Below are 22,091 nucleotides of genomic sequence, written 5' to 3' on the forward strand. Positions count from 1 at the left end.
ATGATTGATAAAGGCCATTATTCATAAGGACTAGCCGCCGCCAAGACAATCGAGGTTCCATGTACGCCAATCTCACCGTGGTTGATCACCCTTTGATCCAGCACAAGCTGACAATTTTACGGGACAAGAACACGTCAACGGCGCAATTCCGTCAGGTGTTGCGGGAAGTCGCCGTCATTCTGGGCTGCGAGGTTACGAAGGATCTGACACTTGGCAAGATTGATATCGAAACGCCGCTGGAAAAAATCAGCGCACCCTATCTTGAAGGCAAGAAACTCTGTTTTGTCTCGATCCTGCGCGCGGGCAATGGCCTCCTGGATGGATTGCTCGATCTAATTCCGTCGGCGCGCGTTGGACATGTGGGCATTCAACGCGATCATGAAACGCTGGAAGCGCATCGCTATTATTTTAAGACGCCTGATAAGCTTGATGAGCGCCTCGTTATTGTGGTTGACCCTATGCTGGCGACAGGGAACACGGCAATTGACGCGGTGAATGAACTAAAAAAAGCCGGCGCAATAAAAATAAAATTTCTGTGCCTTGTCGCCGCGCCTGAGGGCGTTGAAAAACTTTCAAAGGCGCATCCGGACGTGCCGATCATTACGGCGGCGCTCGACCGGAAATTGAATGATGTTGGTTATATTTTGCCTGGGCTTGGCGACGCCGGCGATCGAATTTACGGTACCAAAGGCTGAAGTGCAGCGCATTTCCTCGAACATTGATAAGCTCACCAAGGTATGGGTAAATTCCCTGCGCTCGATGCAGTATTTCGAACACTAATAAAGGGCTTGTGATGGGACTGGAAGATAAATCGCAGATTCTTGTAGATATTGGCGGCACTAACACTCGTATTTCCGCCGAGGATGGCACCCTCAGAGCCTATAAAAATAATGACTTCAGTTCTTTTGAATCTGTTCTTGATGCTTATTTCTCAGAGAGTGGGAAACAGCGCGGCTCCATTCTGATTTCTGCTGCAGGGCCTGAAGAATATGGCGCGGATCGCAAAGCAGGCATGGCTGAACGTATTCTTTTGACCAATCGCGGCTGGAACATCGACCGCGAGCAATTGTACGGCGCTGGTTTTTCAGAGGTAAGACTGTTCAACGATCTCTATTCGGCCGCTTATGGAGTTTACGCCATCAGTCGGCAAACGCTTGATTGTTTTCGTCCCCTATGTGGCGCCGGATTTCAAGGCGCCGTGCCTTTCGCCGTGGTGGGCGTCGGCACCGGAATTGGCTGCAGTGTATTTATATCAGACGGTCAGGTGCTCTCAACCGAAGCTGGTCACATGCCGGCGGCGATCGATCCACAACTGGCTGAACGATTTCTCGCCTCTGGTGTTCTTCCATGTCATCCGAAGTATGAGCGCATCATATCCGGTCTTGGCCTTGAAACGCTTATCAAGGTCTATGGATCGCCGGCCCACCTGACCACGCCAGCCGATATTCCAGGCGCGGCGCGCGCAGGCGATGACACGGCGTTGGAAATCATCGCCATTTTCAACCAGTTACTGGGCCGTTTCCTGACCGCCATTGTTGTTGCCTATCGCGCCGTAGGCGGCGTTTGTATCGTTAGTGATTTTCTGCGCGACTGGGGTGATTTGCTCGACCGGGAGCGCATTGGCTCGGAATATTTGCAAGATGTACCCAAGATTTTAAAGAACGCGCCTGTGGTGTTGCTCGATCATGACCAAGTGCCGCTTCGGGGGTTGCAGCGGCTCGCTGGATTATGAATACTGCTTCCCGCAATGGGCTGCGGGGGCGGGATTGTACAACAATTTATTAGACGTTTTGTTGGATCTGGCGGAGCGTGCGAAGGAATATCAATTCGTATTCGCAAGCGCGCTGTTGTTGGTGTTTGTGCTGGTGACAAGTAGTCTCGTCGGCCGCAGACGGCGCCGGCGAAATGAAAATGATCCTTATGCGGATGCAAGGATTCGCGCTCGAAGCCTTGCTGAACAAAGGTTGCTTCTCGAAGGCGAGGGCGGCGGTGATCCTGATCTGGATATTCAAGATGAAGTGGATGCTGACGGGAAGCGGTTTCTTCTCGCGCAATATTATTCCTTGCGAGAAGAAATTCTGGCGCAGCGCGAGCGCTCTATCCGGATTGTTACGCTGGGCTTTACAGCTATTCCCGTGGTCATCGGCACAGGCGTTCAGCTTCAGATATCCGAACTGATCATTTCCGGTCCGTTCATTGTCGCGAGTATTTTCTTTCTCGCCATTTATGAGCAATCAAGCATCATGCGCGCGGGCCAATATATAAAAGATTATATTGAACCGGAATTGATCCATACCTTTACAGGCTGGGAGAGATTCCTTGAGGTAGACCCGGTACGGCGGCGCCCGGAAGGTTTTTTCAATCTCGCCATCAGTATTGTGTTTTCCATGTATTTTGCAGGCAGCGCGTATCTTGCCGTTGTAGCGCTGCATGAGCGTTGGCCCGGTTTACCGGCAACTGCGATTGGCGCAGTGTATCTGTTGTTCTTCTTCTTTGCGCTCTGGTTTATTGCAAGAGCGCCATCACGGTCGACTGACCCCAGGACTGCCTGAGCTTTTCCGTCGTCATTTAACCCGGTCTTTTGCGTCTTGTGACACTCAGATCAGTCGAAGCCAAAGAAAGATCAGACTGTAAGCCTTACTGGGTCAGCTCAGGCTGGTCGGCCTTCAACTCGTGCGAAATACCCTGAAGTTCTTTCGGAATATAATTTTCGTCATGCTTGGCGAGAATGGTTTGAGCCACAAAGACGCCGTTTTCGCTAAAGGCGCCTTGGGCGATGACGCCCTGACCTTCGCGAAAGAGATCGGGGACGATGCCTGAATAGGTGACAGGCATGGTCGAGCCGCCATCGGTCACGCGAAATGAAATCTCAAGCCCGTCGCCATGGGTGAGGCTGCCAGTCTCAACCAGCCCGCCAAGGCGGATGCGCGTCCCGGGCTCGATTGCCGCTTCAGCCGCTTCGCTGGGCGTATAGAAATAGGCGATATTGCGCTGGAGCGCCGTGAAAACAAGCGCCGCGGCGGCGGTGAGGAGAACGCCTCCGCCCACGATAAGGCCCAGACGCCGGTTTCTGTGGATCGGTTTCATGAGCCTGATGTAGCGCGTCGCCGTCCGGCCGCCAAATGAACTCGCGCCGGGCCGATTGTCGCGGGGATTTCGCCTGTCAAAACGGGGGCGAATTGCCGTAAAGACAGGCCCATGAGCCCTTATCGCCGCGCCATCTCCCTTACCGCCGCCGACGCCGGATGCGACCGCGCCGGGGCGGCGATTGTGCGCGGCGTCAATTTTTCGTTGGCCCCCGGCGAGGGGATGCAGCTTTTCGGGCCGAACGGCTCCGGCAAGTCGAGTCTTCTTTCCATGTTTGCAGGGCTAATCCGCCCGGTCGAAGGCGTTCTTGAGTGGCGCCTTGATGGCGCGGTGAGTAATGCGGCGCCAGCGGGCGGCGTGTTTTTTCTGGGTCACGACGCCAGCGTCAAACCGGCCCTGACCGCGGAGGAGAATTTGCGCTTCTGGGCGCAGGTCAATGGCGGCGGCGATGTCGGCGCCGCCTTGAAAGCGGTCGATGGGGCTTCCTTTCGCCATTTACGTGCGGGTCGTTTGTCGGCGGGCCAGCGGCGGCGTGTGGATTTGGCCCGCGCGCTGCTCGTCGACCGCGAAGCCTGGCTGCTCGATGAGCCGACGGCGGCCATCGACAGAGACGGCGTCGCAGTCATCCGTAAGCTGATCGATGATCATCTCTCTCGAGGCGGTATCGCTATCGTCGCGACGCATGACGACCTTGGCGACGGCTTCAAACGTTTGGAGCTTGCGCGATGAGCCTTGCCCGCGCCATTCTCTCACGCGATTTGAAGTCGGCGTTCCGTTCCGGCGGCGGATGGTTTTACGCGCTGTTTTTTTTCGCGGTGTTTACAGCGCTGGCGGCGATTGCATTTGGCCCGTCATTAGGCGCGCTCGCTATCGCTGCGCCGGCGGCGTTGTGGCTCGCGGCGGCGCTGGCGATCCAGTTCGCCGCTGGAGAGCTTTTTGAGCGGGATATGCATGACGGCTCTTTGCGCGTGCTCGCAGCCGAGCAGCAGGGGCTGTTTTCCTATTGGCTCGCCAAGGCGGCTTTTCTGGCGCTGACGGCGGCGGCGCCATTGATTATCGCTGCGCCGTTCTTCCTGACCATGCTCGGTATTCCTTTTGCGCAAGGGGCGGGCGCAGCGCTGATTCTCGCTGTCGGGGCGCCGGCGCTTGTGTTCATTGCCGTTTTGACTTCGGCCTTGAGTGCGGGTCTGCGCGCCGGAGGGCTTCTCGCCATGATTATCGCGGCGCCTTTCACCGCGCCGGTTCTGGTGTTTGGCGTAACGGCGGCGAAGGCGTTTTTGTCAGGCGGCGGTATCTTTGGACCTGAGACCTTGATTTTGGGCGCCCTTAGCCTGTTTATGGCGGCCGCGACTCCACTTTTCGCCATTGCTGCGTTACGCGTCAGTCTCGAATAGGAGCACAAAGGTTCATGTGGAGCCGTTTTTCCAACCCTGCAAAATTTGAAGCTTTCGCGCGCAGCGCCGGGCCGGCGGCTTTCGGTGCTTTTGTTATTGGCGCGCTTTACGGTCTTTACGCCGGGCTGTTCATGGCGCCCGCCGATTACCAGCAGGGCGATTCCGCACGCATCATGTATGTGCATGTGCCGGCGGCGTGGACGGCGATGGCGTCTTACACATTTATCGCCGGGATGAGCCTGATCGCCTTTGTGTGGCGTCATTCTCTCGCCGATGTCGCAGCGCGCGCCGCCGCGCTCCCCGGCGCTGTCTTCACTGCGCTTGCGCTTTTTACAGGCGCGGTCTGGGGCAAGCCCACCTGGGGTGCCTATTGGGTGTGGGATGCGCGGCTCACGTCCATGCTCTTACTGCTCTTTATCTATTTCGGTTACATGGCGGTATGGCAGGCGGTGCCGGAAACCGCGCGTGCGGCGCGGTTCGCGCGCATCCTCGCGCTTGTCGGGTTCATCAATATTCCGATCATCAAATTTTCCGTTGATTGGTGGAACTCGCTGCATCAGACGAGCAGCGTCATGCGCCTTGACGGTCCGACTATTCACCCGAGCATGCTGTGGCCGCTCTTGGGCATGGCGATCGCTTACACGGCGCTGTTCGCCTGGCTGGTATTCACAGGCATGCGCGCCGCGCTGATCCGTCAGCGACTTGACGCTCGCGGACGGCGCGCGCCGAGCCGACCCACGACAGCGGAGGCGGTGTAATGGATTTCAGCGCCCATACGACGCCGTATATTCTGATCGCTTACGCAGTCTCAATCGTCGCAATTGTTGCGCTGATTGTCTGGCGGATCACGCAGCTTAAAAAAGCTGAATCAGACGAAAAAGCAGCGAAGGATTAGCCCGCTTTTTTCGCCTCATTAATCATCGCGCGAAGGTTTTCTTCGCTCCAGCCGACCATGACATCCACAAAGGCGCCGTTGGTTGAGGCGACGATAAAGGCGGGCGTGCCGTCGACGCCCATTTCCTGCGCGAGAAGATGGTTCGCCTCGATCATGTCGGGGATTGAACCGCTGTCGATCTCGGCGTTCATTTTCTTGACATCAAGACCATGTTTGCGGGCGAGACCGTCAACGCGTTCCTTGGTCAGAACCCCGGATGATCCGAGCATGTCGAAATGGAAATCGAGAAATTTGTCGTTGTCGCGCGCGGCAAGCGCCATCTCCGCAGCATAAGCGGATTCTTCACGCAGGATCGGCAGTTCGCGGAAGACGATTTTGACATCCGCGTCTTTCTTGACGACATCTTTGACGAGGCCAGCAGCGGTTTTGCAGTAACCGCAGTGATAATCGTAAAGTTCGATCACCGCGACTTTCGCTGATTCCGGTTTTTTGCCCGCAACATGGCTCGTCGCCGGATCGAGAAGAAGGCTTATATTTTCTCTCGCGGCGGTTTTTGCGCGTTCGACCTCGGCCATGCGCTGTTCAACGCTGTATGCGTTCACCGCTTCAATAATGACTTCGGGGTTTTCCATAAGATAGGCGCGCACAATCTCGCCAATTTCTTCTTCTTGAAGTTCGGAGAAAGATGTCGACACCTGTGCATGTGAAGCTTTTGGAGCAGCCTCTTTTTGCTGTGCGGCGGAATAACCAACAACAAGGGCGCCGAGAAGGAAAGAACCTGCAAGCGCAGCCCCGATCGCGGTCTTTGTATTTTTCTGCATGACGTTCTTCATTCCTGTCTGCTCAGAGCGCATTTGGCGCCGTTTGGCGTGGATATTGTTTAATTGCTGTCGATGATGATCGGATCGGGCACGTCCGGCGTTTTCTTTTCTTCCGGCTCGCGCTTTTCGGGCGCAGGCGCGGGAGCCGGCTCAGCGGAAGGCAGCGGCGGAGCGCCGTCGGCAGGCTGGGTTGCGAGAATGATGTCCATCGCCTGTCGCCATTCTGCGGTGCCGCGTTCGAGACCGGGCAGGGCGCGGCGCGCGAAGTGATTTGCGTCTCCTTGCGCCCCTGACTGAAACCGGGATTCCGCCGTCGCCAGATCGGCTTTTGCTGTTTCGCCTTGCTCTGCATAGGCGCGCGCGAGTTCATACCAGGCGAAACCGTTGTCTTTTTCTTCCGCGACGGCGCGTTTGAGGTGCGTCGTTGCTTCAGCGATCAGATCGGGTTCGTTTGATGCGATCAGCGAACGCGCCAAATTGATTCGCATCAGCGCATTATCGGGAATAAGCTCCACGCTTTTGCGGTGAGGCGCGATGGATTCATTAGTGCGGCCATATTCGAACAGGATCTGCCCTTCAAGTTCGTTGAAATACGGATTGTTCGGATGGGCGGTGGTCAGTTTACGGACTTCTTCGAGCGCCTTGTCGATTTCAGAATGCCGGTAATAGGCGACAGCCCGCGCATAATGCGCCGGGTCCGATTGATCCGATAACGGATAATCACGCAGGGTCTGTAAAGGGTCGTGGAGGAAGCCCTTGATTTTCGCCTGAATGAGCTGGAGCCGTTGAATTTCTTCCGGGCTGTCCTGAACATTGAAATAGGGAGATTCCATCGCCCGCGTTTGCAGCGCCGAATAGCGTTCATTCGCCAGCGGGTGCGATTGCAGGAATGGATTGATGCGCTGGCCGGTGATGATCTGGTAGTTGCGCATGCGGCCCCAGATATCCATGGCGCCTTTAGTCGATTTGCCGAGGCGGTCGAGATAGGTGATGGACGACTGGTCGGCGGTGGCTTCCTGGCTCCGGCTGTAGACGAGGTAGTCTTTAATGGCGATGTTCTGGCCGAGGCCGAGCAGGCCAATACCGGCCTCAGGCGCGCCCGCTGCGATGGCGGCGCCCGCAAGAAGAAGGCCGAGGATCATCGGCGTACCCGCATTCGCCATGGCTTCCGCCGATCGTGCGCCATGATTGCCGGCGAGGTGACCCGCTTCGTGCGCGATCACGCCCTCAATTTCGTTTGGCGTTTTGGCGAAGGTGAAGAGACCCGAGTTGACGCCCATATAGCGCCCGCCCGCAAAAGCGTTGAATGTCGGGTCGTTGACGATAATGATTTCGATGGATTTGGGGTTAAGACCCGCGGCCGCAAAAATCGGCCGGGAATAGTCTTCAAGCCATTGCTCGATTTCCGCATCGCGCAGGGTTGAAATGCCCTGCGCCTCTGCCGCCACGGGCGCAGCCGCCGTGACAAGCGCGGCCAGTGCGGCGAGAGAGTTCCGCAATCTCAAGCCGAATTTCGGTGACGCCTTAACTAACTGCAACGGCATGGTTTTACCCTTTCGCACACCCCCAAAATGAACATGGCGCATGCACAGCCTAGTTTAGTGGCGCTTTGCGGCGATTTCGAGATGCGGCTCCTTGCGGCGCCGCATTTGTGAGTGCGACGATTAGCGCCCTTCAGGCATCGCCGCCACGGCTCCACCAGCCTTTTTTCTTTGGTTTTTCAACGGCTGGCTGAGGCGCGCCGGCGAGATCGGCGGAAGCCGTCTCTTCTGGCTCATCCTTGGCCGCAGTCTCTGCTTCGGGTTCCGGGCTAGCTTCCGGTTTTGGTGCGTCATGGCCGTTTGTGTGAGCGGCGCCATTGGCCTTTACCGCCGGTTCGGCTTGCTGCGCTTCCTGTTCCGGAGCGGGCTCTGCTTCGGGCGTCGCTGGCTCAGATGCTGTCTGCTGTGCGGTTGCGTTTTCGCCGTCGTCGCCTTGATGGCTGTCGTCGGCCTTGGCGGCGTTTTCTGTATCCTGGCCTTCCGGCGCGTCGTCGCGATTGCGGCGATTGCGGCGCCCGCCGCGGCGGCCCCTGCGGCGGCGGCGGCGTTTGTCGCTTTCTTCATCTGTCTCGCTGTCGCCCTCGCGCGCCTCTTGCTCGGGTGCGTTGTCGCCTTCGTTTTCCTCATCGCCTGAGGAAGAGGAGGCGTCGCTGTCACGGGTCTCACCGTCTCTGGCCTCGACAGTGTCACGGTCCTTGCGGCGGCGGCGGCGGCGGCGTTTTTTGCGCTCGCCGTCGCGTTCCTCGTTTTCCGCATCGTCGCTCGCGGCTTCCGCTTCCGGCTCGTCTTCGATTTCAACGAGCTCTGTCTGGTCGGCCCGGATAACTTGCGGCGTATCGACCGGTTCGCGCGGGACACCGGCTTTTTCCAGCAAGTAGTCGTCGCCTGTGCGATCAGTGTCTGGGATAAGCTGAACGGTGACGCCGTTCGAATCCTCAATACGCTTCAGCCAATCGCGGTGATGATTGAGCACATAGACGGTGACCTCGAGCGAGGCGTGAACCGAAATAATCCCGGCGCGGCCGGTAGCGGCTTCGCCCTCGACAGCGCGCAGAATTCTGAGCGCCGCCATTTCCGCAGAACGGATGACCCCGGCGCCGGCGCAAGTGGGGCAAGCTTGGGTGGTGCCGTCGATAATGCCGGACCGTCTGCGTTGACGGGACATTTCCAGCAGGCCGAAATTTGAAATCCGCCCCAGCTGGATGCGCGCGCGATCATTCTTGATCGCGTCTTTCAGCGCCTTTTCGACCTTGCGGTTGTTGCGCTGCTCTTCCATGTCGATGAAATCGAGCACGATAAGGCCGGCAAGGTCGCGCATGCGGAATTGGCGGGCCGCCTCGTAAGCGGCTTCGATATTCGTCTTGAGCGCAGTCTGCTCTATATTGCGTTCACGCGTGGCGCGGCCGGAGTTGACGTCGATGGCGATGAGCGCTTCGGTTTGGTGGATGACGATGTAGCCGCCCGACTTCAGGCGCACCGTCGGCTGATACATGCCGTCAAGCTGCTGTTCGACGCCGTGTTTGAGGAAGATCGGCGCCGGGCCCTTGTAAGGCTGCACAAATTTCGCGTGGCTCGGCATCAGCATTTTCATGAAGTCTTTGGCTTCGCGGTATCCCGCTTCGCCTTCGACCTGCACTTCGCCGATATCCTTGTCGTAAAGATCGCGGATTGCGCGCTTGATGAGGCTTGCTTCCTCATAAATCAGGCATGGCGCAATGGACTTTAACGTCAGGCTGCGGATGTTCTCCCATAGACGCAGGAGGTAATCAAAGTCGCGCTTGATCTCGACCTTGGTGCGTTTGGCGCCGGCGGTGCGGATGATCAGGCCCATGCCTTGCGCGACGTCGAGACTGTTCACAACCCGGCGCAGGCGTTTGCGGTCGGTGGAATGCGGAATTTTGCGGGAGATGCCGCCGCCGCGGGCGGTGTTCGGCATCAATACGCAATAGCGCCCGGCAAGCGACAAATAGGTCGTCAGGGCGGCGCCTTTATTGCCGCGTTCTTCTTTCACAACCTGCACGAGCAGGATCTGGCGGCGCTTGATGACTTCCTGAATTTTGTAGTTGCGCAGAAGTTGTGAGCGGCGGCGCTTGGCGTCCTTGTAACGTTCGAAAAGGGCGTCGCGCTCTTTCGCTTTGGTGCGTTTCGTCTCCGGCGTTTCGACCTCTTCGTCTTCGCCGTTTTCATCCTCGTCTTCGTTTTCCTCGGAGTCGGAATCGCTGGCGCTGGCTTCTGTTGCGTCCGCGTCGTCATTTTCGTCGGCGCTGTCGTCATCAGAAGCGGTTTCTTCCGCAGCGGCTTCTAGAGTTTCTTCATCGGACTCAGCTTCGTCCTCATCGTCGGTTTTCACCGCGACAGAGGCGCCATTGTCTTCGTCCTCTTCGCCGTCCTCTTCCTCTTCTTCTTCCTCGGAAGGATCGCCTTTGATCTCATCGGTGGGATCGGCGTCATCGTCTTCTTCCGCGGCGGCGTTCAGCGTGTCATCGGACGCGTCGTCACCATCATTCTCAGACGCGTTGTTGTCAGAGGCGTCATTGTCCTGATCGTCCGAACTGCGGGTGCGGCGGCGGCGCTTGTTGCGGCCGGTGTTTTCTTCCGCATCCTCGTCATCATCTTCATCGTCGTGATCTTCATCGCCGCGTGAGGAGAGTTCGAGTTCCGAAGCGAGTTCGGCGACTTCAGCTTCAGCGCGTTGCAGCGCCTGCCGGTCGGAAACGGGGATCTGGTAGTAGTCGGGATGAATCTCGCTGAAGGCGAGAAAGCCATGGCGGTTGCCGCCATATTCCACGAAGGCCGCCTGAAGCGACGGTTCAACGCGCGTGACCCGCGCCAGGTAGATGTTGCCTCTTAGAGGCTTGCGGGCCTCGGATTCAAAATCAAAGTCCTCGACTTTTCCGTGGTCGAGCACCGCGACGCGCACCTCTTCGGGGTGTGCCGCGTCGATCAGCATCTTTTTTGTCATTGTATTGGGCTCCGCAATGCGGCGGCATCGCCGGCGCATTGCTTGTGTTGGATCGCTGCTGGATCAGGCCCGCGCGCAGTATCTCACGCGCCGGACAGGAAACCTGTCGGGTGGCGGCGGAGAATATCGGGGCGGTCACTGTCATCAGCGAAAGCTGTTTTTTCCTGTGCCGGCATGCCGGCGAATGAGATTGCCGGACATCCGGCGTCTAAATTTGCCGGACATCCGGCGTATTATTTGCGCCGGCGAACCGGCAGGACTTGTTTCGGCGCTGGGCGCCAGTGTTGGTTTCGACGTTGAACGCCGGGGCGGCGCTACCGCGCCTGATTTGCTCCTCGCGCGACCGGTTTTCCCAGCGAAGCGCGGGCCGGCTTTGGGGGAGCTGCCGGCGTTAAGTTTCTGGAAAGACAGGCTTTTTGCACCGTCTCCCTGAAAAATTCTTCGTGATGCGTGGGGCTTTGGTCTCCCTCGGCCCGGTTCCTAGATGGGCCTTTTGCATCGAAACATCAATAGTTTGCGATTTGGCCGATGGTTCGACGCACCGCAAGCTGTTTTTGACCATGACATGAGTGCGGGGAAAAAGAAAACCCATGGTTAACGCCGACTCAGTATTGCATGGAAAAATCCGGACAAACGATCCGTAATGATTAAGGCGGCGTTAACGCTGGCGAAATCAGAATACCGTCTGTAAAGAATGCGCCGGGGAGTTTCGGGGCATCGGGGCGGAAAAGAACCGGCGGGCGTGAGCGCGCCGTTCTAGGCTTTTTTAGCCAAGGCGTATGGATGGGCATGATGGCCAGATTCTGTAAATTATCGCAAAGACTTATGCGCGCCATGGCGATTTTCGCCGGGCTTGTCTTTGCGCTCGCCGGGACCGCCAGCGCCGCAGAGCTTCTCGATGTGCGATTCGGGCCGGGCAAGGACCAGACCCGCATCGTGTTCGATCTGAATGGCGCGCCCAGATATTTTGTATCCGGCGATGACCTCGGAGCGGGCCGGATTTTTGTTGATTTCGAGAGCCTTGAAGGCGCCGGGTCGGCGAAAACCGGCATGGGCCATGTGGCGGCGGCGCGTTTCGCCAGCGAAGGGCGCGGCGTGCGGGCGGTGCTGGAGCTGAAAAAGACCGCCAAAATCAAGGAGGTCTTCGTTATTGAGCCTTCGTCCGGCGTCACCAAACACCGCCTTGTCATAGATCTGGTGACCGCCGACAAGGCGGGACTTCTCGCCAGTCTTCCGGTCCGCAAGGACGACATCGCCGCTATCATCGAACAGGTGACAGGCGATGCGCCAGCTCAGGAAACGCCTGCGCAGGTCGCTGAGGCTGATATCCCGCCGACGCCTTCGGTTAAGGAAAAGGTGATTGTTCCCCCGGTCGCGGCGAAGGACGAGAAAAAAGTGGTTGTCATCGATCCTGGCCATGGCGGCCGCGATCCTGGCTCACAAGGGCAGAGCGGCACTTATGAGCGGGTGACGACAATGGCCGCGGCGGAGAAGCTGGCGGAATTGCTGAAAGCGCGCGGCGGCTATGAGGTTGTGCTCACCCGCACATCCGATAAGGATGACCGGATTCTGCCGAGCCAGCGCGATGAACTTGCCCGGCGAGAGGCTCTTGCGCGCAAGGCGGGGGCCGATCTCTTCATCTCACTCCATGCAGACGCCATCTCCCAGCATGCGGTGCGGGGCGCTTCAGTCTACACCCTGTCCGAAGGCAGCACGGCCCGGTCGGCCAAGGTCGCCAAGTCGCAGGGCGATTATCAGGTCTACGACGTCAATTTGAAGGAATACGACTCCGTGGTCGGAGACATCCTGTTCGACAAGGCCCAGGACACGACCATGACCAAGTCGTCGAAATTCGCTGAGCTCCTGATCGAAAATCTTGCCGGTAAAACGCCTATGCTGAACCGCTCCCACCGGAAAGGGGACCTGCGAGTGCTCCTCGCGCCGGATGTTCCGGCGGTGCTCCTTGAGATGGCGTTCATCTCCAACGCCAAGGACGAGGCGAACCTGAATTCTCCTGTGTGGCGCAGCAGGACCATGGGGGCTGTGGCCGACTCAATCGACGCCTATTTTGAAGCCGAGAGCCGCCAGCGTCAGGCCCAGCTTGCGCCCGCAGCCGGGCAATAGGGCTAAACCTTACGAAAATAAGGGATTTGCGGCGCTATTGCGCCTCGCTGCCGTCCAAATTATGCGATAAAGGGAAGGAAAGGCGCGGGGACAAGCGCCTCTCGGAATGATGACGAGCCGGGCTGACGAGGCCAAGGTGAAGTAGTGGGGCCCAGCGCCATAGCGGGCCGGGTGCGGGGCGGAAGACGCCGGGACAAGCGTAAAGACAATGACCGATCACAAAGACGACGAGCATGACAACACGCCGGCTGCGGACGATGAACGGCTGCATTTCGGCGATGCGCCCAGCGATGACGATGAACAGGTCTCGCCTGCGCTTTCAGCCGCGCCTGATGATGAGGACGAGCCCATAGAGAACGACATGTTCTCTCGCCGCGACGTCTCCGAAAAAAATGAGGATGATGAGGATCTGGCCCCTGCGCCAGCAGCGCCCAAGCGCGTAAAAGCCGCGCCGATTGAGGAAGAACCCGCGGCGGAAGACATCGTTCTCGGTGAGGATGACGAAGCCGATGAAGCGCCGGAGCCGTTAGCGGCGCCTAGGCGCAGGGTCGAATCGGATGATGCGCCCGCAGCCGCGCCGCACGCAGCGCCGGCTGGCGGCGGTGGTGGATGGGTAGTCTCCATGTTCAAATTTGTCGGTTTTGCATTTGCCGCCGGAGCGCTCGGCCTGATTGGCGTCGCCGGGTTCTCGGCCTGGTATCTCAACCAACTAAACAAGGATTTGCCGGACTATGAGCAGCTTGCGGAATATGCGCCGCCGGTGACCACCCGCGTCTATGCAGGCGATGGCTCGCTTGTCGCCGAATTCGCCCGTGAACGGCGATTGTTCGTTCCCATCGAAGCCATGCCCGATCACGTCAAATATGCGTTTGTGTCTGCGGAAGACCAATCTTTCTATGAACATTCCGGCATTGATTTTCGCGGTCTGGTGCGCGCGCAACTCTCAAACATTGGCAACATCCTGCGCGGGCGCCGGCTGGAAGGCGGGTCGACCATCACGCAGCAGGTTGCGAAGAACTTTCTCCTGACCAGCGAGCAGAAAGTCGAACGCAAGCTTCGTGAAATGCTGATCGCACGCAAAATGGAGCGCACCTTCACCAAGGATCACATCCTTGAGCTTTATCTGAACGAGATTTATCTCGGCAACCGCTCTTACGGAGTTGCGGCGGCGGCGCTTAATTATTTCGACAAGTCCCTCGACGAGCTGACCATCGCCGAAGCGTCTTACCTCGCGGCGATCACCAAGGGGCCGAGCAACTATCATCCGATCGACAATGAAGCGCGCGCGGTGGAGCGGCGCAATTATGTGATCGGCCGGCTGGAGGCAGATGGGCGGATCACGCCGGAGGAAGCCGCCGAAGCTGAAGCCCAGCCACTTGGCGCCCAGATCGCACCGCCGCTTGGCGCACGCGACTGGACCATGGAATATTTCGCAGAGGAAGTCCGCAAGCGCATTGTCGATCTTTACGGCGTTGAAGCGCTCTATGATGGCGGCCTTGCGGTTCGTACGTCTGTTGATCCCCATTTGCAGAAACAGGCGGGCGAAGCCCTGCGCCGCTGGCTCGTCACCTATGATGAGCGTCATGGCTGGCGCGGACCGATCGCTGCGATGGACGAAGTTCCCGGCGAGTGGGTCGAGCCCTTCGACGCCTTGGTCGACGATCTTAAAAACGCGCGCAAGATTTCCGATGACATGGCGCCGTGGCGTCCGGCGCTCGTCCTTTCCGTCAACGCTGAAGGGGCCGATATCGGTTTCCCTGACGGCGAAACCGCCACAATACCGCTTGGGCTGATGGCGTGGGCGCGCGATTATATTTCCGCGAATGACCTCGGCGACGAAGTGAAGTCGGCTGGCAAAGTCCTGAAGCGCGGCGACGTCGTCTATGCTGAAAAATATGAAGCCGCGAGCCTGCCGAAACCTGAAGGCGCAGCGGAAGACGCCCCCGCGAAACCGACGCCGGAAAATTCTTACGCCCTGCGGCAGACGCCGGCGGTGAATGGCGGACTGATCGCTATCGATCCTCATACCGGCCGGGTTCTCGCCATGGTGGGCGGTTTCTCTTTCCAGATGTCGGAGTTTAACCGCGCCGTGCAGGCCGAGCGTCAGCCGGGATCGACATTCAAACCGTTCGTTTATTCCGTCGCTCTCGATAGCGGCTACACGCCGTCCTCAATTGTACTCGACGCGCCCTTCGTGGCGCCCAGCGTCGACAGCTGGTACAAGCCGGGCAACTATATTGCCGGGCGGTATTACGGCCCGTCGACCCTGCGTCTTGGCGTCGAGCAATCGCGCAACGCTATGACGGCGCGTCTCGCGCAGGATCTCGGCATCGGCCGCATCATGGAATATATCGAGCGCTTTCAGCTGTCGGACAGCCTGCCGCGCGAACTCGCGATTTCGCTTGGCGCCGGCGAGACAACCTTGATGAAAATCACCGCCGGTTATTCGGTCTTCGTCAATGGCGGCAAGGGCGTTGAGCCGGTGCTTATCGACCGTATTCAGGACCGCACGGGCAAGACCATTTACAAGCGCGATACGCGAGAATGTCTGTCATGCAATGCGCGCGTCTGGTCAGGTCAGTCCGAGCCGCAATTGCCTGACGCGCGCCGTCAGGTGATGGACCCGCGTACGGCCTATCAGATCACATCCATCCTCGAAGGTGTCGTGCGCCGCGGCACGGCGGCCCGGACCGTTGGCGGCAAGACCGACAAGCCCATCGCCGGCAAGACGGGCACCACCAACGACTATAAGGACGCCTGGTTCGTCGGCTTTGCGCCAGACCTTGCCGCTGGCGTCTATGTCGGGTTCGACATGCCGCAGACCCTTGGGCAGGGTGAGGCCGGCGGCACCGTCGCTGCGCCGATCTTCGCGGACTTCATGGTTGAGGCGCTGAAAGACAAGGCGGGCGTTCCCTTCCGTGTGCCCTCCGGCGTCCGGCTGGTGCGCGTCAACGCTCGCACCGGCAAGCCTGCTGGCGCCGGCGACCGGAATGTCATTCTGGAAGCCTTCAAAGCTGAAGACGATCCGAACGCCAGCCGCACGCTCGATGACGACTATGCGCTCGATCCGTTGAGCGCTGCGCCACAGGCGGAAGACCCTGAAGAGGATCTCAACGGTCTTTACTAAGGGCGCGAGCCTCATCATATAACGCTGAGGCGCGCGAAGCGCCATTTTCTTCAAGGCCATGCGCGGGAGACAAAGATGCGCGCCGAGATCACAACCCTGACGGATGAAATCAAGCAGTCGCTCGAACTGCTGAGGAGGCGTCTTTGACTGGGATAAATCCGAAAAAGAATTAGCCGAGCTGAACGCCAAGGCCGAAGACCCGCATCTCTGGGACAATCCGGAAGAAGCGCAAGGCTTGATGCAAAAGCGCACCGCACTTGAAAACCAGATGAATGCGGTGGGGGCGATCCAGACCGAACTGGACGATCTTCTCGGGCTTGCGGAAATGGCCGAAGAGGAGGGTGATGTGGCGAGCCTTGATGAGGCTCAAACCATGATCACCGACCTTCATGTCCGTGCGCAGAAGGCCGAGATTGAGGCGCTGCTGTCGGGTGAAGCTGACGCCAATGACTGTTTTGTCGAAATTCATCCCGGCGCCGGCGGTACGGAATCAAACGACTGGGCGTCGATGCTGTTGCGGATGTATACGCGCTGGGCGCAGCAGGCCGGCTATAAGGTCGAAGTGATTGAGGAGCAGCCGGGCGAGGAAGCCGGGATCAAATCCGCCACCATTCAGGTCAAAGGCCATAACGCTTATGGCTGGCTGAAGACGGAGTCTGGCGTGCATCGCCTGGTGCGGATTTCGCCCTATGACTCCAATGCGCGGCGGCACACGTCATTTGCCTCTGTCTGGGTTTACCCGGTCGTCGATGACCAGATTGATATAGAAGTCAATGAAAGCGATTGCCGCGTCGATACCTTCCGCGCATCCGGCGCCGGCGGTCAGCATGTGAATACAACGGACTCTGCGGTCCGGATCACGCACAATCCGACGGGCATTGTCGTTCAGTGTCAGAATGAACGCTCACAACATAAAAACCGCGCGACGGCGTGGAACATGTTGCGCGCGCGGCTTTATGAACTTGAGCTGCAAAAACGCGAAGAAGCAGCCTCTGCGCAAGCGGCGTCAAAAACCGACATCGGCTGGGGTCACCAGATCCGGTCTTACGTGTTGCAGCCTTACCAGCTTGTGAAAGACACGCGCACGGCCGTTGAACACACGGACCCTGACGCCGTGCTTGGCGGCGACATCGATGGGTTTATGAGCGCCGCGCTGGCGCAGCGTGTCGGCGGCGAGGCGTCTTAGGCCGACTTGCCGCGAAAGCGTTTATGAAACTCGGCTGCGGCGCCGAGGCCTTTCTCCACCGGCTTAACGCGGTCCATAACTTCATCCACAAGGACTTCGCTGATGCGTGGCGCATGGAAAAGCCCGCGATAGGCGCGCCAGACGCAATAGAGAATGGCCGCGGCTGCGATGACAGTTGCAGCGAAGGTCAGCCAACCGTCAGAGTTGTTTACGGCGAAATCGCTGAGGAGCCAGGCGGTGGCGCCGGCAAAGCCCCAGACGATGGCTTTCAAACCGCCGACGATGCGGCCAAAGGCGTGATCGGCGCCGTGAAATTTCTGTGCCGCTTTTGACTGTTTAAACGCCTCGAGTTGTTCGAGCGTTTGTTTCATTTGTTCGCGCATCATTTGTCCCCGCATCTCCGCGGAAAGTTTGCCGCGTCTGCGCTTAACAGGTGGTTTCTGCGAAAATTGCATTGCAGTGCAGTCGGCGGGGTCGCCAAGTGCTTGATTTTGTGGGGGAGCGCCTTTCGCAGGCGCGGAAAGTCTTAACAAAGTATTAAAACGTGAAAATGGTTAACGCCGATTGTCATTGACCGGACGGCGTTCCTGATATTCCATTATAGCTGTCGGGGCGACTTCATCCTTACACCGACGATCTCTTCGAGAAACATTTTCGGCAAGCACATCAAAGGGAGACCTTTAAAGCATTAGCCTGAAAGATCATGAATCCCGGACCACGCAACAGAACACACTCAGCGATTGCCAAGTCTGTGATGCTGGCTAGGGAAGAATGAGAAAAGCGCGTCCGCCAAGATCAGCGGACGTGCTTTTTGTTTTGATGCAACCTGCTTATTTGCGGTAATCGAGCGGCGGATCGCGGTCGCCGAGCAGAGAGTAATATTTGTAGTTTTCGCCGCGCGCGGCTTCAAATTCGGCGCGGGCGGTCTCCCGAAGTTCCGGGCTTTCATAGAGTTCGATCGCGGCGAGCGTTAGCGCCTTGGCGGCGACCTGCGCGCCTTTGAAACCGATCGACATGCCGCTTGCAGAAACGGCTTGCCAGGAATGGGCGGACGTGCCCGGCGCCCAGGTGGCGGTGCGAACGCCGACCGTCGGCGTGGCGTAGGAAACATCTCCGACATCCGTCGAACCGTAACCAAGCGAGCGGTCATAGGGCTGGACTTCGCCAGCACTTTCGATTGTGGAGCGGGGATTGTCGAAGGTCTTGCGAATTTGCTCTACGAATTTCTTTTCCGCCGCCGTATATTGCACGCCGCCCACCTCGCGCAGTTTTTCATCCATCATTTTCGCCAGCGTCTCATTGACGAGCAGCGGATTGTTGCCGTGGATAATCTCCCAGTCGACCTCAGTGCCGGTGCCCAATGCAGCGCCGCGCGCCGCATCTTCCACACGCGCCCAGATATCTTCAACGCCTTTCGCATCCGGGTGGCGCACATAGTAAAACACCTCGGCGAAATCCGGCACGACATTCGGCGCATTGCCGCCTTCGGTGATGACGTAATGGATGCGCGTCTCCTGGGGGACATGCTCGCGCATCATATTGACCATCAGGTTGAAGGATTCGACGCCATCAAGCGCGGACCGCGCCCGTTCCGGGGCGCCGGCGGCGTGGGCCGATACGCCATGGAAACGGAATTTCGCCGAACGGTTTGCAAGGCTGGTGCGCGCGGCGGCGGAGTTTTCATCATCGGCATGCCAGTGCAACGCGATGTCCACATCGTTGAAAAGACCGGCGCGGACCATATAGACCTTGCCGCTGCCGCCTTCTTCGGCGGGCGTGCCGTAAAGGCGGACGCGTCCCGGCGTGCCGGTTTCTTCAAGCCAGTTTTTTACGGCGATCGCGGCTGTCATCGATCCGGCGCCGAATAGATTATGGCCGCAGGCGTGCCCCGCCGCCTTGCCGTCAATCGGCGCGCGTGTCGCCACATCGCCCTGGTTGATGCCGGGGAGGGCGTCGAACTCGGCGAGGATGGCGATCACTGGGCCGCCTTTGCCATATTCGGCAATGAAGGCGGTTGGAATGCCGGCGACGCCCTTGCGGATCGAAAACCCGGAGGCGGACAGCTTGTCCTGCAGGAGTTTGCTGGAGCGTTCTTCCTGATAGCCGACTTCCGCCCATTCCCAGAGCTGGCGGGCGACGGAGGCGGTCTCGTCATAACGTGCGTCTATGCCGGAAAGAACAGCCGCGTCATCGGCGAGAGCGCTCGTGGACAAGGCGGTTAGCGGCAGGAACGACAAGGCGGCGTAGAGAAATGAACGATGCATGCGGGAATGGCCCTCCAAGGTTTGAAGCAAGGACGCCAGCATGCACGTTTGCGCCCCGTGCGCCTAGGGCCAAAGCGAAAGGATTGAAGGGGGAGTATGAAGAGGGTGCGGCGGCGCATGAGCCAATGCGCCGCCGCCAGCGGCTCGGGGGAGAGAGATTTAGCCGCCGAATTTCAGTTCCAGATTGACGCCAAAGCTCTCAGCATTAGCGTCGCCGAACTCATAGTGAGTATAATCGGCTCGCAGCGAGAGATTTTCGGTGAAGTCATAGGCCGCCGAAGCGCCAAAGGCCGGGCCATCATCGGATCCGCCGAAGACGAGTTCATTGCCGCCCAGGGTCTGCACCGTCGAGTCAATTTCCGCAAAGGCGTAGCCTGCGCGCGCCGAGATATCGAAGCGGTCGCTGACCGGCAGGATGAAGCGGCCATAGCCGCCGACCATATAGTCAAGACCGAGATCGCCGGGGCCGGAAATGACGTCATCGAAAAAGCCGTCATTATTATCGTCGAAATCAAGGTCGTCTTCATCGCCGTCAAAGTCGAAACCGCCATTGTCGATCCCAAAGGTGATGTCGCTTTCCACTGCGAAGAACCGCGAGAACTGCCAGCCGCCGCGCGCCGTCAGACCGTGCACGGTGGCGTCGCCGCCAAGTTCTTCGTCGAAGTCGAGATAATTGTAGCCTGCAGAAATGTAAGGGCCGGTTGTTTCCGCCGCGCCTTGTGCGTGGGCAGCGCCAGCGGCGAGCGTTGCGGCGGCGCAAAGCAGTGCGGTTCTTGTTTTCAACATCATGTGATCTTCCTTCCAACTGTTACTGAAGACGTGTGTTGCCCGGCCAACAGCCATGACGCCCGGCGGTTCCAATCTTTCGAAAGGTTCATGGGAATTGTGACCATGCGACCGCGACGGTCATGCGCGCCGTTGATGTTTCCCTGAAAGCGCGGCAAGCTTTGCGGAAAAGGGAGTGATTTATGAGCCAAGCGCAAAAGAGGGACAGGCGTTTCCGGTTGAACATCAACAAAAAGTTAATGCATAGCTTTCTCGCAATGGCAGCGATCTTTTGCTGTTTTGATGCGTCGGCATGGTCCGCAGGTCCGCCGTCAGGCAAAGGCGGATATGAAGATCTTGTCTCGATCTATGACGCGTTTCTCGCGTCCAGAACGCCTGCTGCGTGGAACGCAAATTTCAATGAGCCGGATGCGCCTAATCACGGCCTGATTGATTACGGTTCTGCGGCGAGCGCAGCGCGCCTCAACACAATTGAAGAGCTGAGATCAAGACTTGATGGCCTCAATGTCAAGGCGTGGAAGCGCCCGCGTCAGTCCGAATTCCTTGCTGTGCGCGCGCAGATGGACGGCGAGTTGTTCCGGCTTCGCGTTTCACGGCCATGGGCGCGCGACCCGGGATTTTACGTGGATCAAATCATGCGCTTCACTTTCACCGAGTTGCCGCTGGAAGGCGATGACAAGGTGCGACTGGAACGCCAGCTGGCGGCGGTTCCCGCTATCATAGCGGCGGCCCGTGAAAACCTGGATGATGTCGCGGCCGATTATGCAACGCTCGCTATTCACAATCTGACAAAACCGGATGGGGTAGGGCACGGCCACCCATACCGGGCTGTTCCGCCGGCCGGCGTCATCGGCTGGTATGAAGATCTTCATGCGCGCGCATTGGAGTCCCAGCCTGAATTGGCGCCCAGCGTCGCCGCCGCAAAAAACAGCATCATTGAGTTTAATGACTGGCTGAACGCGAGTCTTGAGAGTTTCACTGCGCCGGCAGGCGTTGGCGCCGCGCAGTATGACTGGTATCTGAAACATGCAAAATTATTGCCTTACACAGGCGATGAACTGATCCTCATGGCGGACCGGGAATGGGAGCGCGTCTTTTCTTTTTATACGCTGGCCCGCCACCGCAACCGGAATTTGGCTGAGCTTGAGCCCGCGCAAAGCAAAGAAGAGTATGAACGCCGCATAGAAGCCACGGATAAAAACATCCGCGATTTCCTCACGCGTGAGGAAATCATAACCATTCCGGACTATGTAGGAAAGCTCGGTTATAACGCGCCGTTTATTGAAAGACCCGGAGGGCTGAATTTCTGGGAGGCGGTGCAGTTTCGCGATCCACATCCCGACCATCTTCATGCGGTCATTCCGGGGCATCGTTTCGACGGGCTCGTGGAAGACAACAATGATCACCCCATTCGCGGGCGTCTTACGGACGGCGTCAGGACAGAGGGGTGGGGCGTTTATCTCGAAGAGGCGATGATGCAGGCCGGGGTGTTGGGGGACCGTCCTCGGGTCGATGAACTTATCTATTTGTTTGGCGTCTTTCGCGCGGCGCGCGTGCCGGCCGATGTCAGGATGCAGCGAAATGAGTGGACGGTTCAGCAGGCCGTCGATTTCATGCGCGAAAAAACGCCATGGCTCGACGAAAATGTCGCCCGCGTCGATGCGGAAATCTATCTGCGCCGCCCGCCTGGCTATGGCGTCGGTTATACGATCGGCATGTTGCAGATGCGCAAGCTGCTCGCAGATGTGTCAGCGCAGAAGGGAGAGGATTTTGTCATGCTGGATTTCCATGATGATTTCCTTGCCGCGGGCAGGCTGCCTGTTTCCCTGATCCGCTGGGAGATGACCGGCCTTGACGATGAGGTTTCAGATTTCTGGAACACCGAGCCGATGACGGAATGAGTT

Annotated in this window: 18 protein-coding genes; 11 read left to right on the top strand and 7 right to left on the bottom strand. The window is 58.4% G+C overall.

The window, feature by feature from the left end:
• Positions 1-59 precede the first annotated feature (59 nt).
• From upp to ACFOOP_RS13305, 3 genes are all read left to right on the top strand, one after another.
• Complete coding sequence (gene upp / locus ACFOOP_RS13295; protein ID WP_379881602.1) at positions 60-695, top strand: uracil phosphoribosyltransferase; 636 nt, start codon at positions 60-62, stop codon at positions 693-695.
• Between the two features lie 98 nt (positions 696-793).
• Positions 794-1,732: a glucokinase gene (locus tag ACFOOP_RS13300; protein ID WP_379881603.1), complete on the top strand. Its 939-nt coding sequence runs from the start codon at positions 794-796 to the stop codon at positions 1,730-1,732.
• A complete protein-coding gene (locus tag ACFOOP_RS13305; RefSeq protein WP_379881604.1) occupies positions 1,686-2,552 on the top strand; it encodes a hypothetical protein in 867 nt (288 codons plus the stop codon). The genes ACFOOP_RS13300 and ACFOOP_RS13305 overlap by 47 nt, the downstream gene beginning before the upstream one ends.
• Before the next feature lie 85 nt (positions 2,553-2,637).
• Here the strand turns inward: ACFOOP_RS13305 and ccmE are convergent, their stop codons facing one another.
• Complete coding sequence (ccmE, locus tag ACFOOP_RS13310; RefSeq protein WP_379881605.1) at positions 2,638-3,087, bottom strand: cytochrome c maturation protein CcmE; 450 nt, start codon at positions 3,085-3,087, stop codon at positions 2,638-2,640.
• 111 nt (positions 3,088-3,198) lie between these two features.
• Here ccmE and ccmA point away from each other — a divergent pair, with 111 nt between their 5' ends.
• From ccmA to ACFOOP_RS13330, 4 genes are read left to right on the top strand one after another with little or no spacing between them, the layout of a single operon-like run.
• The gene (gene ccmA / locus ACFOOP_RS13315; RefSeq protein WP_379881606.1) at positions 3,199-3,816 is read left to right on the top strand and encodes a heme ABC exporter ATP-binding protein CcmA; all 618 of its coding nucleotides are present in this window, start codon (positions 3,199-3,201) and stop codon (positions 3,814-3,816) included.
• A complete protein-coding gene (locus ACFOOP_RS13320) occupies positions 3,813-4,481 on the top strand; it encodes a heme exporter protein CcmB (protein ID WP_379881607.1) in 669 nt (222 codons plus the stop codon). The genes ccmA and ACFOOP_RS13320 overlap by 4 nt, the downstream gene beginning before the upstream one ends.
• Before the next feature lie 14 nt (positions 4,482-4,495).
• Complete coding sequence (gene ccmC / locus ACFOOP_RS13325) at positions 4,496-5,239, top strand: heme ABC transporter permease CcmC (protein ID WP_379881608.1); 744 nt, start codon at positions 4,496-4,498, stop codon at positions 5,237-5,239.
• A complete protein-coding gene (locus ACFOOP_RS13330) occupies positions 5,239-5,376 on the top strand; it encodes a heme exporter protein CcmD (RefSeq protein WP_379881609.1) in 138 nt (45 codons plus the stop codon). The genes ccmC and ACFOOP_RS13330 overlap by 1 nt, the downstream gene beginning before the upstream one ends.
• On the opposite strand, the gene ACFOOP_RS13335 is transcribed toward ACFOOP_RS13330, so the two are convergent.
• The 3 genes from ACFOOP_RS13335 to ACFOOP_RS13345 form a co-directional block, all read right to left on the bottom strand.
• Entirely contained in the window at positions 5,373-6,197 is an 825-nt protein-coding gene (locus ACFOOP_RS13335; protein WP_379881610.1) for a DsbA family protein, read from the bottom strand. The two genes, ACFOOP_RS13330 and ACFOOP_RS13335, sit on opposite strands and share 4 nt — an antisense overlap.
• A gap of 59 nt (positions 6,198-6,256) precedes the next feature.
• The gene (locus tag ACFOOP_RS13340; protein ID WP_379881611.1) at positions 6,257-7,741 is read right to left on the bottom strand and encodes a M48 family metalloprotease; all 1,485 of its coding nucleotides are present in this window, start codon (positions 7,739-7,741) and stop codon (positions 6,257-6,259) included.
• 130 nt (positions 7,742-7,871) lie between these two features.
• Positions 7,872-10,700, bottom strand: a complete 2,829-nt coding sequence (locus tag ACFOOP_RS13345; protein WP_379881612.1) for a ribonuclease E/G — start codon at positions 10,698-10,700, stop codon at positions 7,872-7,874.
• Positions 10,701-11,489: 789 nt separating this feature from the next.
• On the opposite strand from ACFOOP_RS13345, the gene ACFOOP_RS13350 reads away from it, so the two are divergent.
• From ACFOOP_RS13350 to prfB, 3 genes are all read left to right on the top strand, one after another.
• Positions 11,490-12,824, top strand: coding sequence for an N-acetylmuramoyl-L-alanine amidase (locus tag ACFOOP_RS13350; RefSeq protein WP_379881613.1), 1,335 nt, complete (start codon positions 11,490-11,492; stop codon positions 12,822-12,824).
• 622 nt (positions 12,825-13,446) lie between these two features.
• The gene (locus ACFOOP_RS13355; protein ID WP_379882897.1) at positions 13,447-15,951 is read left to right on the top strand and encodes a penicillin-binding protein 1A; all 2,505 of its coding nucleotides are present in this window, start codon (positions 13,447-13,449) and stop codon (positions 15,949-15,951) included.
• 75 nt (positions 15,952-16,026) lie between these two features.
• Positions 16,027-17,137, top strand: a protein-coding gene (gene prfB, locus ACFOOP_RS13360; RefSeq protein WP_379881614.1) for a peptide chain release factor 2 whose coding sequence is annotated in 2 segments (ribosomal slippage) — positions 16,027-16,095 and positions 16,097-17,137 — 1,110 coding nt in all. Because the reading frame shifts where the segments join, the coding sequence is not laid out codon by codon here.
• Here the strand turns inward: prfB and ACFOOP_RS13365 are convergent.
• From ACFOOP_RS13365 to ACFOOP_RS13375, 3 genes are all read right to left on the bottom strand, one after another.
• Complete coding sequence (locus ACFOOP_RS13365; protein ID WP_379881615.1) at positions 17,134-17,523, bottom strand: hypothetical protein; 390 nt, start codon at positions 17,521-17,523, stop codon at positions 17,134-17,136. The two genes, prfB and ACFOOP_RS13365, sit on opposite strands and share 4 nt — an antisense overlap.
• Before the next feature lie 444 nt (positions 17,524-17,967).
• Positions 17,968-19,401: an amidohydrolase gene (locus ACFOOP_RS13370; RefSeq protein WP_379881616.1), complete on the bottom strand. Its 1,434-nt coding sequence runs from the start codon at positions 19,399-19,401 to the stop codon at positions 17,968-17,970.
• A 159-nt stretch (positions 19,402-19,560) separates the two neighbouring features.
• Positions 19,561-20,190, bottom strand: a complete 630-nt coding sequence (locus ACFOOP_RS13375; protein WP_379881617.1) for an outer membrane beta-barrel protein — start codon at positions 20,188-20,190, stop codon at positions 19,561-19,563.
• A gap of 254 nt (positions 20,191-20,444) precedes the next feature.
• Between ACFOOP_RS13375 and ACFOOP_RS13380 the strand changes: the two genes are divergently transcribed.
• Positions 20,445-22,088, top strand: coding sequence for a DUF885 family protein (locus tag ACFOOP_RS13380; RefSeq protein ID WP_379881618.1), 1,644 nt, complete (start codon positions 20,445-20,447; stop codon positions 22,086-22,088).
• Positions 22,089-22,091: the final 3 nt, after the last annotated feature.

Origin of the sequence: Hyphococcus aureus (genome assembly GCF_042643165.1) — a bacterium.
GTDB classification, from domain to species: Bacteria; Pseudomonadota; Alphaproteobacteria; order Caulobacterales; family Parvularculaceae; genus Hyphococcus; species Hyphococcus aureus.